The 14,862-nt window shown below is 48.4% G+C and carries 14 protein-coding genes; 7 read left to right on the forward strand and 7 right to left on the reverse strand.

Features of this window, described 5'->3' with window-relative positions; translation table 11 throughout:
* Nucleotides 1–4: 4 nt before the first annotated feature.
* The 3 genes from ada to prpR form a co-directional block, all read right to left on the reverse strand.
* A complete protein-coding gene (ada, locus tag ACF8OF_RS14135) occupies nucleotides 5–1,087 on the reverse strand; it encodes a bifunctional DNA-binding transcriptional regulator/O6-methylguanine-DNA methyltransferase Ada (RefSeq protein ID WP_392497008.1) in 1,083 nt (360 codons plus the stop codon).
* A gap of 12 nt (nucleotides 1,088–1,099) precedes the next feature.
* The gene (alkB, locus tag ACF8OF_RS14140; RefSeq protein WP_392497009.1) at nucleotides 1,100–1,735 is read right to left on the reverse strand and encodes a DNA oxidative demethylase AlkB; all 636 of its coding nucleotides are present in this window, start codon (nucleotides 1,733–1,735) and stop codon (nucleotides 1,100–1,102) included.
* Nucleotides 1,736–1,853: 118 nt separating this feature from the next.
* Nucleotides 1,854–3,467, reverse strand: coding sequence for a propionate catabolism operon regulatory protein PrpR (gene prpR, locus ACF8OF_RS14145; RefSeq protein WP_392497010.1), 1,614 nt, complete (start codon nucleotides 3,465–3,467; stop codon nucleotides 1,854–1,856).
* A 274-nt stretch (nucleotides 3,468–3,741) separates the two neighbouring features.
* Between prpR and prpB the strand changes: the two genes are divergently transcribed.
* From prpB to ACF8OF_RS14165, 4 genes are all read left to right on the forward strand, one after another.
* The gene (prpB, locus tag ACF8OF_RS14150; protein WP_279797898.1) at nucleotides 3,742–4,626 is read left to right on the forward strand and encodes a methylisocitrate lyase; all 885 of its coding nucleotides are present in this window, start codon (nucleotides 3,742–3,744) and stop codon (nucleotides 4,624–4,626) included.
* A gap of 60 nt (nucleotides 4,627–4,686) precedes the next feature.
* A complete protein-coding gene (gene prpC, locus ACF8OF_RS14155; protein ID WP_025153162.1) occupies nucleotides 4,687–5,850 on the forward strand; it encodes a 2-methylcitrate synthase in 1,164 nt (387 codons plus the stop codon).
* A 26-nt stretch (nucleotides 5,851–5,876) separates the two neighbouring features.
* Nucleotides 5,877–7,328: a bifunctional 2-methylcitrate dehydratase/aconitate hydratase gene (locus ACF8OF_RS14160; RefSeq protein ID WP_015422721.1), complete on the forward strand. Its 1,452-nt coding sequence runs from the start codon at nucleotides 5,877–5,879 to the stop codon at nucleotides 7,326–7,328.
* A 271-nt stretch (nucleotides 7,329–7,599) separates the two neighbouring features.
* Complete coding sequence (locus ACF8OF_RS14165) at nucleotides 7,600–9,612, forward strand: AAA-like domain-containing protein (RefSeq protein WP_279797896.1); 2,013 nt, start codon at nucleotides 7,600–7,602, stop codon at nucleotides 9,610–9,612.
* Nucleotides 9,613–9,687: 75 nt separating this feature from the next.
* Here the strand turns inward: ACF8OF_RS14165 and ACF8OF_RS14170 are convergent, their stop codons facing one another.
* On the reverse strand, nucleotides 9,688–10,194 hold the full coding sequence (locus ACF8OF_RS14170; protein ID WP_392497352.1) for a GFA family protein: 507 nt from the start codon (nucleotides 10,192–10,194) through the stop codon (nucleotides 9,688–9,690).
* 100 nt (nucleotides 10,195–10,294) lie between these two features.
* Here ACF8OF_RS14170 and ydfG point away from each other — a divergent pair, with 100 nt between their 5' ends.
* The 3 genes from ydfG (at nucleotide 10,295) to ACF8OF_RS14185 (ending at nucleotide 11,831) form a co-directional block, all read left to right on the forward strand.
* On the forward strand, nucleotides 10,295–11,044 hold the full coding sequence (ydfG, locus tag ACF8OF_RS14175; RefSeq protein WP_262882488.1) for a bifunctional NADP-dependent 3-hydroxy acid dehydrogenase/3-hydroxypropionate dehydrogenase YdfG: 750 nt from the start codon (nucleotides 10,295–10,297) through the stop codon (nucleotides 11,042–11,044).
* A gap of 168 nt (nucleotides 11,045–11,212) precedes the next feature.
* A complete protein-coding gene (locus ACF8OF_RS14180) occupies nucleotides 11,213–11,578 on the forward strand; it encodes a DUF1283 family protein (RefSeq protein ID WP_392497011.1) in 366 nt (121 codons plus the stop codon).
* 19 nt (nucleotides 11,579–11,597) lie between these two features.
* Complete coding sequence (locus ACF8OF_RS14185) at nucleotides 11,598–11,831, forward strand: DUF1161 domain-containing protein (RefSeq protein WP_046893398.1); 234 nt, start codon at nucleotides 11,598–11,600, stop codon at nucleotides 11,829–11,831.
* A gap of 75 nt (nucleotides 11,832–11,906) precedes the next feature.
* On the opposite strand, the gene bioD is transcribed toward ACF8OF_RS14185, so the two are convergent.
* From bioD to ACF8OF_RS14200, 3 genes are all read right to left on the reverse strand, one after another.
* Nucleotides 11,907–12,596 (reverse strand): dethiobiotin synthase, encoded by a 690-nt coding sequence (gene bioD / locus ACF8OF_RS14190; RefSeq protein ID WP_025153156.1) that lies wholly within the window; start codon nucleotides 12,594–12,596, stop codon nucleotides 11,907–11,909.
* A gap of 175 nt (nucleotides 12,597–12,771) precedes the next feature.
* A complete protein-coding gene (locus tag ACF8OF_RS14195) occupies nucleotides 12,772–13,971 on the reverse strand; it encodes an ROK family protein (RefSeq protein WP_346658584.1) in 1,200 nt (399 codons plus the stop codon).
* A gap of 98 nt (nucleotides 13,972–14,069) precedes the next feature.
* Nucleotides 14,070–14,840, reverse strand: a complete 771-nt coding sequence (locus ACF8OF_RS14200; RefSeq protein WP_392497012.1) for an N-acetylmuramoyl-L-alanine amidase-like domain-containing protein — start codon at nucleotides 14,838–14,840, stop codon at nucleotides 14,070–14,072.
* Nucleotides 14,841–14,862: the final 22 nt, after the last annotated feature.

Here is a 14,862-nt window from a genome sequence, read left to right on the forward strand (position 1 = left end):
TAACTTAACAAGTTTCCTGCTGCAATGCCTCGCGCTGCAACAGACGTTTTTTCCGTTCGATCCCCCAGCGGTAACCCGCCAGCTCCCCGCCGGTTCTCACCACCCGGTGGCACGGGATAGCGACTGCCAGACAGTTAGCTGCACAGGCACCGGCCACCGCTCTGACCGCTTTTGGTGAGCCGATTCGCTCCGCAATTTCTCGGTAACTGACAGTGGTACCGGCGGGGATGGACTGCAATGCCTGCCAGACCCGGCGCTGAAATGCCGTTCCCCGGATATCCAGCGGCAGATCAAGTCCGGAGGACGGTGCCTCCACAAACCCGATAACCCGGGAAACCACCTGTTCAAACTGCGTGTCGCCGCCGACCAGTTCCGCATTGGGAAACTGATCCTGCAAATCCCGTAACAGCGCTTCCGCATCATCCCCCAGCAGGATGGCACAAATGCCTTTTTCACTCTGTGCTACCAGGATATCCCCCAGCGCACATATCGCCAGGGCAAAGAAAATCCGCGCCCCTTTGCCGCCTGCCCGCCAGCTTTTCGGGGTCATGCCAAGCAGTGTATCCGACGATTCATAAAACCGGCTGCCGGAACTAAAGCCGGATTCGGCGATTGCGCCGGTGATTGTCGTCTGTTTTGTCAGTTGTTCCCGCAGTTTATCCCCGCGATAGGCTTTTGCCCATGCCGCTGGTGTCAGCCCGGTATGTGATCGGAAAAGACGGTGAAAATGAAACTGACTCACGCCGCACAGTGCAGCCAGCGCTGCCAGAGATGGCAGCGGTTCGCCGTTATCGATCCGCGTTTCCAGTTCACGGCAGGCCAGCACCACCTGTTCCGCATGGCGCTGCGTCATAGCCTCACCGCTGCGCTGACGGCGTTTTCCGGCGCGGTAGCCGTGAGCCTCCGCCGCTTCCGGTGTGGCAAAAAATTCGGTATTTTCCCGTTTCGGTAACCGCACAACAGTAGACGGAAATCCCCATGTCTGTGTGGTTTTCACCGCATACACAAACAGCGTATCGGCTGTTTTATCCCGGGCAACCAATGCCGCCCAGCACGCATCGTCTGAAAGTATTGTCTGTTTTGTCATCCTGTTTCTCCGTTACCGCGCGCAGCGGAAGGTCAGATTAAACCGCCGGGCACCCGCAAGCGGATGCACCCCGGCCCTTACCGGACGGACAGCATGGTAATTCAGACGGGAACGACCACCCCACACCAGTACATCTCCGTGTTCAAGCGCAAAGGTTTTCAGGGGATGATGCCGTTCACTGCCGCCGAACTGAAACTGCACCGGCAAACCGAGTGAAAATGACACAATCGGCTGACGGCGATCCGGTTCATCCCTGTCCTGATGCAGTGACATACCGGCGCCCGGCGCATAACAGTTAATCAGACAGCTGTCCGGCGAAAATCCGTGAAACCCGGCACGCGCCGCCGCCAGCTGCGACAGTGACAAAAATATGTCCGGCAGCGGCGGCCACGGATTGCCGGTCAGCGGATCGGCCGGGGAGTAGCGGTAACCTTTGGCATCAGAAACCCAGCCGTATGTACCGCAGCTGCTCATGGCTGCGGACATCCGGTATCCGCCGGGCGTCTGCATATGGCGGAACGGTGAAACGGCGGTCAGGCGGCGGATTTCCGCCAGCAGCATCTCGTCCTCATCACTGAGAAAACCTTTCAGCAGATACGCATCGGGAGCCACGGCAAGCGGTTCATCGTGAGCAAAGAGATCTGACATAACGCCTCCGTTCTGTTTCCTGTGTCTTTCCGGTGATGACAGTATTGCAGGCCGGATACAGACAAACACTCCGGCTCTTGCTTTTCAATTCTGAGGCACAGTATAAGGCGGCGGACAGTCAGGATGAAGTATTCTGTTCCTGTTTCAGACGACGCCATAAGGTGGTACGGCTGATCCCCAGCCAGTCAGCGGCGGCGCGGCGATCGCCCCGGAAACGGGCTACCGCTTCTGTTGCCGTGGCGGTATTTACCGGTTCCGGCGGGAGATCAGCCACCGGGGCGGGAGCAATCGCCGTGCGCCGTTCAGGAGAGAGTGTCAGTAATAATGATTCTGTAATAATTTTATCCGGATACGCGCTGCAATACAGCGCCACCCGCTCCATCAGATTACGCAGCTCGCGGGCATTTCCCGGCCAGCGGTAGTGATAGAAAAAGTCACTGCATGCCAGAATCTGTTGCAGATGGCTGCGGTGCAGCGGCAGATCCAACTCAGCAAACGCCAGTTTGAGCAATTTTTCTGTCAGTAACAGGATATCCGCCCCGCGGTCGCGCAGTGCCGGAAGCTGCAGACGCAGTACCCCCAGCCGGTAAAACAGATCCGCGCGGAATGTACCCTCCGCCACCCGGTTATCCAGGTCATTATGAGTCGCGCAAATCACCCGCACATCCACGGTAATCGGTTTATAGCCGCCGATACGCACAATGGCGCGATCCTCCAGTACCCGCAGCAGACGGGTTTGCAGCGACACCGGCATTTCACCGATTTCATCCAGAAACAGTGTACCGCCGTCCGCTGCCTCAAATAATCCGGCACGGCCGCCCCGCCGCGAGCCGGTAAATGCGCCCTCCTCATAACCGAATAACTCCGCTTCCAGCAGGCTTTCAGGGATAGCCCCGCAGTTCACCGCCACAAACGGCGCAGTGCGTTTCATTCGCCGGTGTTTGTGAAACAACGTATATTCATGATGAATGGCTTGTGCTGCCATCTCTTTACCGGTGCCGCTTTCCCCCAGGATCATCACTGTCGCTTTCGAGCGTCCGAACAGCGTGATGGTTTCCCGTACCTGTTCCATCACCGGCGAGGTACCGAGAATATCATTCAGTGTATGGCGGACATTCAGAGAGCCCGCTACCGGCAGCGGCATGTTCTGCGGCTGGTCGCGGATACGCGTCAGTTCTATCGCATCGGTGAATGCCCGCCGGACGGCATCATTGGAATAAATGAAAATGCAGGTCATGCCGCACTCTGCCGCGATATCGGTAATCAGCCCCGCCCCCACCACCACCGAAATACCGTCCGCTTTCAGGGCAAGACAGGCTGCCCGTGCGTCTTCGGCGGTCACATAACTGCGCTGTTCAATCTGCATACCGAAACTCTGTGCCAGCGAGTCCAGTGCCGGAAACGTATTGCGGTAATAAATGAGGCCGATGCGCGAACTGAGCTGCCGTGCCCGTGCCAAAGCCTGCATGATATCGAACCCGCCCGGTGCGGCGACAATCACCGGCACCGGCAAATGCTGTTTCAGATACGCACCGTTAGAGCCTGCACTGACAATCGCATCACAGCGTTCTGTTTTCAGCCGTTCGCGAATCGCCTCCACCGCAGCATCAAACCCCAGATTAATCGCACTGATACTGGCACGGGCACTGAATTCGGGGCTGATATCACGGAACAGGGTAAAAAGACGTGAAATAGAAACCGTCCAGATCACCGGTTTGTCGCTCTGAGTCATGTGTTTCTCCCCTGTTTCAGGTGTTTCAAATGTTTCATTTGTATTTCACGAAACACATTAACAGCTATTTTGAAACATAAATAGCATCACCATCACAGAAAGCTAACATCCTGCTTGTCAGACAGAATCGGCAAATTCTATAGTGGGCACCGTAATGACAGGATAAATACGCCAAATGTGTGATGTATCTCGCGTTTTAGTTACCTTACCCAGCTGATTGGCATAGCGATTGCTTTATAACATCTGAGTATCAAACTAATAACAAGGTGAATATATGGCTCTTTATTCCGCAGGACGCGCATTCCGCGACGCTGTACAGTCTGAATCCCCGCTGCAGCTGGTCGGTGCTATTAATGCCAACCATGCTCTGCTGGCAAAACGTGCAGGTTATAAAGCGATTTATCTCTCCGGCGGCGGTGTTGCCGCAGGCTCTCTGGGTATTCCTGACCTGGGCATTTCCACACTGGATGATGTACTGACGGATGTACGCCGTATTACGGATGTGTGTGACCTGCCGCTGCTGGTGGATGCGGATATCGGTTTCGGCCCGTCAGCCTTTAACGTGGTGCGCACCGTGAAATCCCTGATCAAAGCCGGGGCTGCCGGGATGCATATTGAAGACCAGGTCGGCGCAAAACGCTGTGGTCACCGCCCGAACAAAGAAATCGTCTCAAAACAGGAAATGGTTGATCGCATTAAAGCCGCAGTCGATGCACGGACTGATGATAATTTCGTGGTGATGGCGCGTACCGATGCACTGGCGGTGGAAGGTCTGGAATCCGCGCTCGACCGCGCACAGGCGTATATCGAGGCCGGTGCGGATATGCTGTTCCCGGAGGCGATTACCGAACTGGCAATGTATCGTCTGTTCACTGACAAAATCCGTGTGCCGGTGCTGGCAAATATTACCGAGTTCGGTAAAACACCGCTGTTTACCCTGGATGAGCTGCGCAGTGTGAATATCGCTATCGCCCTGTACCCGCTCACCGCCTTCCGCGCCATGAACAAGGCTGCTGAAAATGTCTATAACACCCTGCGCCGTGAAGGCACGCAACAGAGCCTGATTTCACAGATGCAGACCCGTGAAGAATTATACCAAAGCATTAACTACTACGATTATGAAGATAAGCTCGACGCACTGTTTTCGCAGAAAAAATAACCTCTGAAAGATAACGCGAAGCAGGTTGTACACTCACTATAATAATAAGGATCACCCGTCATGAATGAACAACTTAGCAAACCTGAACCTGCACTGAAGAAAGGCAAAAAATCCGTCGCACTGTCCGGCGTCGCTGCCGGCAATACTGCACTCTGTACTGTGGGGATTAACGGGAACGACCTGCATTACCGCGGTTATGACATTCTGGATTTAGCCACACAATGTGATTTTGAAGAAGTCGCTCATCTCCTGATCCATGAAAAACTGCCGAACGCGGCAGAACTGGCCGCTTACAAGGCGAAACTGAAATCACTGCGCGGCCTGCCGCACAGTGTGAAGAAAGCCCTGGAAGCACTGCCTGCCTCTGCCCACCCGATGGATGTACTGCGTACCGGCGTGTCCATTATGGGTTGCGTCCTGCCGGAGAAAGAAGGTCATCCGTTATCCGGTGCCCGTGATATCGCCGATCGCCTGCTCTCTTCCCTGACCTCCATGCTGCTTTACTGGTATCACTATGCGTTTAATGATCGCCGCATTGATACCGAAACCGATGACGACACCTGCGGCGGCCATTTCCTGCATCTGCTGCACGGCAAAAAACCGTCTGAAAACTGGGTGCGTTTTATGAACTCCTCGTTTATTCTCTATGCAGAACATGAGTTTAACGCCTCCACCTTTGCTGCCCGTGTTATCGCCGGTACCGGGACCGATTTTTACTCCTCCATTACCGGGGCGATTGCCGCACTGCGCGGACCAAAACACGGCGGTGCCAACGAAGTGTCTCTGGAGATCCAGAAACGTTACAGCTCACCGGATGAAGCTCAGGCTGATATTCTCGCCCGCCTCACCCGCAGTGAAGTCGTGATGGGCTTCGGTCACCCGGTGTATACCATTGCTGATCCGCGTCACCAGGTTATCAAAGCCATTTCCCGTGAGTTATCCGAAGAAGCGAAAGATTTCCGTCTGTTTGATATTGCGGATCGTATTGAATCCGTGATGTCTCAGCACAAGAAGATGTTCCCGAACCTCGACTGGTTCTCTGCGGTGGCGTATCACCTGATGGGGGTACCGACCGCTATGTTTACCCCGATTTTTGTTATTGCCCGTTCCGCAGGCTGGGCTGCACACATCATTGAACAGCGTCTGGATAATAAAATTATTCGTCCGTCCGCCAATTACACCGGACCGGAAAACCAGACCTTCGTACCCCTTAAAGCGCGCTAATTATTAATTAAAAAGGAAGATAAAGTATGTCAGCATCTTTTACCCCGCAGCATCAAGAGTACGACAAGGTCATTCAGGACATCACTGATTATGTTCTGAATATGGACATCAGCAGTGATCGCGCTTATGACACCGCGTATTACTGCTTCCTGGATACCCTGGGCTGCGGCCTAGAAGCCCTGGAATATCCGGCATGCAAAAAAATGCTCGGTCCTGTTGTGCCGGGAACCATTGTTCCGAACGGCGCCAAAGTACCGGGCACCCAGTTTCAGCTTGATCCGGTGCAGGCCGCTTTCAATATCGGCGCGATGATCCGCTGGCTGGATTTCAACGATACCTGGCTGGCGGCGGAATGGGGTCACCCTTCTGATAACCTCGGCGGTATCCTCGCGGTTGCCGACTGGTTGTCCCGTGAAGCGATTGCCAAAGGCAAAGCACCACTGCCGCTGAAACGCGTACTGACCGCCATGATCAAAGCCCATGAAATTCAGGGCTGCCTGGCGCTGGAAAACTCATTTAACAAAGTCGGCCTTGACCACGTTGTGCTGGTGAAAGTTGCCTCCACCGCCGTTGTCGGTGAAATGCTGGGGCTGGATCGTGAGCAGTTACTGAGCGCAGTTTCCCATGCGTGGGTGGACGGACAGTCCCTGCGTACCTACCGCCATGCGCCGAATACCGGTTCACGTAAATCCTGGGCAGCCGGTGATGCGACCTCCCGTGCGGTGCGTCTGGCGCTGTTCGCGCAGAAAGGCGAAATGGGCTATCCGACCGTGCTGACCGCCAAAACCTGGGGTTTCTATGACGTGCTGTTTGACGGCAAGCCGTTTAAATTCCAGCGCGATTACGGCTCTTATGTGATGGAAAACGTGCTGTTCAAGATTTCATTCCCGGCAGAATTCCACTCTCAGACCGCCGTTGAAGCAGCAATGACACTGCATCACAAACTGGCGGCACTGGGTAAAACTGCGGATGATATTGAGAAAGTCACTATCCGCACCCATGAAGCCTGTATCCGTATTATCGATAAACACGGCCCGCTGAATAACCCGGCTGACCGTGACCACTGTATCCAGTATATGGTGGCGGTTCCGCTGATCTTCGGTCGCCTGACCGCAGCGGATTATGAAGATGGGATCGCGTCAGACAGCCGCATCGATGCACTGCGTGCCCGTATTCACTGTGAGGAAGATACTGCATTCACCCGTGATTATCATGATCCGGAAAAACGCTCTATCGCCAACGCCCTGACCGTGACACTGAAAGACGGTACCGTGCTGGATGAAGTGGTGGTCGAATATCCGGTCGGGCACGCCCGCCGCCGTGAGGAAGGCATTCCGCTGCTGCTGGCGAAATTCCGCACCAACCTGGCGCGGATGTTCCCGGAAACGCAGCAGCAGCGCATTCTGAATGCAGCCCGTGATCGTAAAACACTCGAATCCATGTCAGTCAGCGAGTTTATGGATCTGTTTGTTATTTAATTTCTCTGCTCGGCAACGCAGAAACATTACCACCCGCTATGCGGGTGGTTTTCTTTTAAAAAAAACACACTAACAGAAACCAGTAATGTAAAACAGACGATATAAGAGAATAAGAAACATATTTTAGTGAAAAACATTAATTAATGGTGTGAGATATGTCTTATCTGATATAATAAACTAATTTACTAAAATGCTAGAATATATTATATCAATATAATTAATTTTGTTATAAGATTCCAACATTAATATTTTTAATGTATTAGGTCTGCTTATGATGAATGTAAATGAAGATAAAATAAAACCAGGAAAACACCCTTCAGTTAGAGATAGTCACTTTAGTCAACAAGAAAAAAATATAATCAATGTATTATCTAAAGAATTTTATGTTACAAATGGTGGTTCTGTAATAACACTAACGGCTAACAGTAAGTATAAATTTATACTGCTGAGACCCACTGATATTTATGTAGAAATGTTTAATCTAGATAGAGAAATAATTGTCCTATTTAGTGATTATAGTAATTTTCAATCACGGACCCTTGATGCCATTGAACAAGCAGGAAAGCAAATATCCTCACTTCGAGTTGATAAAACATGTTGTATACTTATAAGCAAAGATAAAGATATTGAAGAAAATATTAGTGAACTAATAAAAAAGGAACCTGAAACAGCAAATATAATTCCATTTACCTATTCTGAGACAGAAAAAGGTAGTGGTGATAGTTATTTTTTTAGGAATAGAGTTCAAAAATATTTGTATAATAGAGACTTATTTTCTTTTGAAGCACCATTAAAAACAGACTGGCTTTTTTTTGGAAGAAATGAAATAATTTTATCAACAATAAATAGAATGAAAAGTGGGAATAATGCGGGTATTTTTGGTTTAAGAAAAACAGGGAAAACATCGTTAATAAATGCTATTTCTCGTAACTTACAAAAAAATGATGAAATCACTACAATAATTGATTGTCAAAACCCATCTCTCAATAAAAGAAAATGGAATGAAGCCATCTACTATATATGTAAAAAAATAAAGGAAAATAATTATATTAATTCAACTTTACCAAATGAGTCTGATTTTACTGAAAAAAACGCTACAGAATATTTAACTACTTTTATCAAAAGTGTAAATAAAGAAAAAAATAAAAAGGTATTTATTATATTTGATGAGATAGAAAATATATCACGGATAACATCCCCAACAGAACATTGGAGATCCGGCATTGATTTTGTCTATTTTTGGCAAGCAATGAGAACAACCTTTCAAACAATTGGTATAAATTTATCTTATCTAATCGTAGGAACCAATCCATCTTGTATTGAAGCACCGAAAATAGAATGTTCAGATAACCCATTATTTAACCACTTTACACCAACATATTTACCTGGTTTTGATGTGCGAGCAACTAGAGATATGATCAGAAGAATAGGTCGAAGGATGGGAGTGAATTTTGAGGAAGGTATATATACAAATATTAATGATGAATATGGTGGACATCCTTTTTTAATTAGACAGGTTTGTAGTATTATTGCAAAAAAATCATTTAATCAAAAAAAACCGGTTACTGTAGGAAGAATATCCTATAGAGATGCTATCGCTGAATTTGGTGATAATAGTTTCAACTATTTGGAAATGATTATTGGTGTATTAAAAGAGCACTATATTGATGAGTATGAATTACTTATAAACTTAGCAAATGAAGATATCGCTTCATTTAATGAAAACGCAATGAAAAAACAAAACTCATTAACTCACTTACTTGGATATGGAATATTAGGGAAAGAAAATGATTCATATTATTTCATAATAGAGTCAATGAAAAAATACTTACTAAATATTAAAAAATATGAAAAAAAAGAAACCACCATTGAACAAAGATGGTCTGAAATATCAGAGAGGCGTAATTTAATAGAAACAAAATTAAGAGTAATAATAAAAACAACATTAAAATCAATGTATGGCGAATCAGCCGCTAAAGATGCAATATTAGATATTTTAGGGGGTCGTAGAAAGTTAGAATACAAAGATAAAAGCATTAATGATTTATTTAATCCCAATACATCAACAATCTACTTTGAAGACTTGCGAAAAATAATATCAAAAGAGTGGAGTTCTTTTGAAAATATTTTTATAAATTCAAAGAAAGATACTTTTGAATCAATGGGGTTTATAAATAAATACAGATCAGATGCACATGCAAAAGATATTTCTATCGAAGAATTTAATCTCTTTAGAATAAATGCAAGTAAAATAGAAAAAGACATTTCCTCTTATTTTTCATAAAGAAAGATAACTATCAGCCCAGGGGTTTCCCTGGGTTTATTTTTAATATAAATAAATTCATTAGTAATAATAATTTTATTCAGCTTCAAACATCGCCAGAATATCCTGCTCAGTCAGCATCGGCGTTTTTTCCGCAAAATTGTAATATGCCGGTTTGCTGTCGGTATAAATCTGCATCGAGAGGCGGGATTCTGTTGTCTCCCCCAGCAGTGCCGCAGAGACATAGTACTGATCTGCCGGTTTCAGGTAATAAAACAGGTGTGTCCCGCACTCGCGGCAGAAACAGCGGTCCCCCCACTCAGAGGAGTGATAACGGGTGATATGTTCCTCACCACTGAGCGTAACATCACTGCCGCAATCCACAGACATAAACGGTGCGCCATTCCATTTTCTGCACATGCCGCAATGGCAGACAGAAACATCGTGCACCGGTTTTGGCACAGATACTGTTACTTTACCGCACAAACATTGACCCTGAACCATTTTCTGTCTCCTGTATATAATCAGGTTGTTATTGATTAACTTCCGTGTTTTTCCGTGATGAAAACTGCAAAACGGAATCTGTGACCCGCTTTCTGTCATGCGGACACGATACACTATCAGAATATTACCACCGGTATTATATCGCTATGGTTATTGTTACTTTTTCCGGGGATCCCCGCTGACAGAATCGGAGTATGTGATGATTGTTTTAATTACAGGTGCAACAGCAGGTTTTGGTGAGGCATTTGCCCGCAAATTTATTGAGAACGGCCACACCGTTATCGGTACCGGTCGCCGTATTGAGCGCCTGGCGAAACTGCAAAAAGAGTTCGGAAGCCAATTTTTCCCGCTGGCACTGGATATGACAGACAGCCCGGCGGTCGATAACGTGATCAGTTCACTGCCTGAATCCCTGCGCGACATTGATGTACTGGTCAATAACGCCGGTCTGGCGCTGGGCATGGAAACCGTTGACAAAGGTAACCCGGCAGAATGGGATGTGGTGGTAGACACCAATATCAAAGGGCTGCTGCATATGACCCGCGCTATCCTGCCGGGTATGGTGGAAAGAAACCGTGGTCATATCATTAACTTAGGCTCAACAGCCGGATCATGGCCGTATGCCGGCGGTAACGTTTACTGCGGAACCAAGGCGTTTGTCCGTCAGTTCAGCCTGGCACTGCGTGCCGATCTGGCCGGTAAAAAAATCCGGGTGACTGACATTGAACCCGGCATGGTTGGTGGTACCGAGTTCTCCGGCATCCGCTATCGCGGGGATGAGGAAAAAGCGGCGAATACCTATAAAAATACCGATCCGCTGATGCCGGATGATATCGCGGAAGCGGTTTTCTGGGTTGCAACATTGCCGCCGCACGTAAATATTAATACTATGGAAATGATGCCGGTCTGTCAGTCATTCGCCGGGCTGAGTGTGCACCGCGAAGGCTGAAACCACCACAAAAGATAAGCCGGTATCCGTATAATCAGGTAATTTTCTTAAATTACCTGAAATTATCGCTGAAAAACGTTGTCTTTTATTGGTGCATTAATACACTTTGCTATAATGCACACGATCAGAATGACGTTTGCAGGTTTGAACTTTGAGGAAAACACGACAATGACTAACTCCATGCTCAGAAAGTGGTTTATCGCGACCGCCTTTGCTGCACCTTTCATGTTTGCAGCTCATGCAGGCGCGGCCACCACCAATTGTAGCCCCGGCAGCACTTGTGTGATCAGCGGCGGCGATACTGCGCTTGAAAAAGAAAGAGCACGTCAGGAAAAAGAGCAATGGGATGATACCCGCTCTCTGCGTCAGAAGGTCAACCGCCGTGCTGAAAAAGAGTTCGATAAAGTTGACCGTGCTATTGATGCTGAAGATGCATGCTTAAAAAGTTCGGTTGTTACCGCGTATTGGGAACCTAATACGCTGCGATGCCTTGATGCAAATACAGGGCGTGAAGTTTCCACTGGCTGGAAATAAAGACATTTAAGGATAAATGATGAAAAAACTGATTGCGCTCAGTGCTGTTCTCTTTGCCGTTGCACCCGTTATGGCGCAGGCATCCTGTGAAAGTGTGACTGAGGAAATTTCGCAAAAGATCATCAGCAATGGTGTTCCTGCTGACGGTTTTACGCTGACTGTGGTTCCGGCTGAAGAAGCGGCACAGGCAGAAGGTCAGGTTGTGGGTAACTGCGACAACGAAACTCAGAATATTATTTATCTGCGTAAATAATAACTCGCTGTCAGGTTTTGACCATGAAAAAGGGCTGATTCGTTTATCAGCCCTTTTGTATTTCTGACCGGAGACTCAGGACGCCGCTAATGCCTCACCCCAGAGCATCTCAATCTGCTCTTCATTGAGGTAATGCGACAGTTCCCGCTCTTCCGGACGCAGCAAATACGGGATTTCGCCCAGCAATGGTGCCGGTAAATGTGTCAGTAAGCGATCCATAACCTGTGCGTAGTGTGATAACCCCGGGTTTATCCGGTTTGCAATCCAGCCGATAATCTCCAGACCATCATTTTTAATGGCTTCGGCAGTCAATAATGCATGGTTCACACAACCGGATTGAATCCCGACGACCAGGATCACCGGCAGTTTCTCTTTTTTTACCCAATCGGATAAAAAAGTCTCGTTATTCAGTAAATAACGCCATCCGCCGTTCCCTTCTACCACAACCTGATCCGCCAGATGACTTAATTTTTCCAGACCCTGCGATAACGCAGGAAACTGAACGTCTGCGGTTGTCTGGCCATAATTACTTTCCAGCATCACCGGGTTAATATCCTGATAAGAAACATCAACTGATGATGAATCATGCAGGATCATCGCGTCACGGTTACGTTTGCCGTTTAGTGTGTCGTGGTATTCTGTCGCGATTGGTTTATAGCCAACGACAGATTTACCCAGGCGGTTGATGGCTTGCATTAAAGCCCGCGTCGCAACAGTTTTGCCGATATTCGTATCTGTGCCGGTTATAAACAAGCGCCTTAACATAGGTGTTCTTCCGTTATATCAAGAGGTGCGTATCAAAATTGATAACAGAAGCAGTGTAAGACATCCGGTTTATATCAGGCTTGCGCCAGCGCAATTTTTTGCGAAAATCCTGTTTTGATAAACAAATCCCTGCCATTTATTTGTTTTATGTCAAAGATGAACACTACAGAATTACTTAACCATCCATCAGTCTGATAAGAAGTGAACCGTTATACAGTGCCTCTTTGATTAATGCCGCACCGGGCAATGTACCGCAATTAGTAAATTCACATGAAGTCATTGTCAGTTCCCGGCTGAATGCCGGTAAGGCACGCTGCGTAATCCGGGCGCGGATGGCGGGAAACAGAACAGACGATGCCGGGTTTAAGGGGGAACCAATCAGGATAATATCCGGATTAAAGATATTGACCATCACGGCAGCAATATCCCCGATATGCTGCCCTACCTGTTCTATCAGCCCGCAGGCTGCCGTATTACCATCCAGTGCAGCACGGCACAGCATCTCTGCGGTCAGCGGTTGTCCCTCTGCTGTATCCAGGAACCGGGCAGCCGTTTCCAGCACATGATGCAGACCAATCTCGGTTTCCAGACAGCCGTGATTGCCGCAGTAGCAGGGTTTGCCCTGCGGGTTTATCTGTGTATGACCGATTTCTGCCGTGCTGTGACTGCCGGCATGCAGCAGTGCGCCATCGGTAATAACAGCGGCACCGACATTTTCATCAATCACCAGCTGGATAATATTCCTGCACTCTTTCGCCGCACCAAAAAAATATTCCGCCAGAGACCAGGCGGAAATACCGTGCTGGAGGAACACCGGCATCCCGGTATGCTGATAAAGGATCTCCGCCAGCGGTAAATCAGTCAGCTGATAATACGGGGAGTGACGGATAATGCCGTTTGCAGGATCAACGATGGCATCGGTGGTGATGGCAATGGCAGTCAGCCGTTCCGTTATCCGGTGGTTACGGGAAAAGAAAGTATCGACCTGTGTCAGAAACAGTGTGACGAAGTCCCGGCTATCAGCCTGAAATGCAATAATATCTTCAGCCAATAATTTACCGCTCAGTTCCCGCAGCGCAAAAACCAGCTCACCCCGGTTAATACGGATACACAAAAAATGCCAGCCTTCACAATCCGTTTTCAGCCCCACTGCCGGACGACCGCGAAAGCCTAATCCCGGAAACTCGGTTTCCCGGACCAGGTGTGCGTCCATCAGTTCACGGGTGATTTTGGTGATACTCGCCGGTGCCAGCTGTGCTTTTTTAGAGAGTGAAATGCGGGAAATGGGCCCTTCACGGTCAATATAACGGTACACAACCCCCATATTGGTTTGTTTTATATGGTCAATATGTCCGGGCTGTGCTGAAGGTTTCACCAATAATAATCCTGTGCAGATGATGCTAAGATGTTAATTATCCGACTAAATACACGCTTAGTAAGCGACTTCACACAAAACTGTGAAATGATTCACAGTCAGGGAGTAAAAGCGGAACGATAAACCACAATTCCGGTTTTATTGTGCAGATATTCCTGCAATGGTGAATCAATGACCCGTTGCTCATTCCGCTTTGATGACGCATTACGTAAAAACAGTCCGTCCCGGGTACGGATAATGACCCCGGCATGAGAGACATCCAGACCCGGGCGATCAGAATAGATACCGATATAATCGCCGGTCTGCAATTGTGAAAGCACCACAGGTGTCAGCACGGATACCGGCAGCCAGGCAATATCCCGCGACATGACCGGGAGATCAGCAATATAACGTGCGCCATTTTTTTTCTGATTCAGCATCTTATGTGTCACCCGGTAATCCGGCGAAAGCTGCCGGGTAATATCCTGCGCCACAGGCTGCGGTTCACTGACCCAATCCGACAAAAAATGGCGGCGCTGATAATAATTTACCTCCCCGTTTTTATACCGGATATGCATCAGTCTGTTACGGAAATCCTGTTTCTGCGGACTGCGTTTCAGTGCTTCGGTGTAATCGAGAAACGTGAAGCAATCGAGGGCGTTCAGGTCAGCCACCAGAATTTCCGGCGATCCGGGAGAGCCGATCAGCTGACCGGCGCGGTAAGGTACGCCCAAGAACTGCCCGGTCAGCGCAGTAATATCGTCAGGCGCCATTTTACGTGCGCCATCCGGCTGATAGAAATGGCTGAGCGAGACCACGGCACCGGCGGTACTTGTATGTAAAAAAAACAAAAATGCGGTAATGGCAAAAAAAGGGTATCGCCGGAACATCCGAACTCCTGACAGTCAGATT

Source organism: Morganella sp. TYF_1 (assembly GCF_043105645.1).
Lineage (GTDB): Bacteria > Pseudomonadota > Gammaproteobacteria > Enterobacterales > Enterobacteriaceae > Morganella > Morganella morganii_B.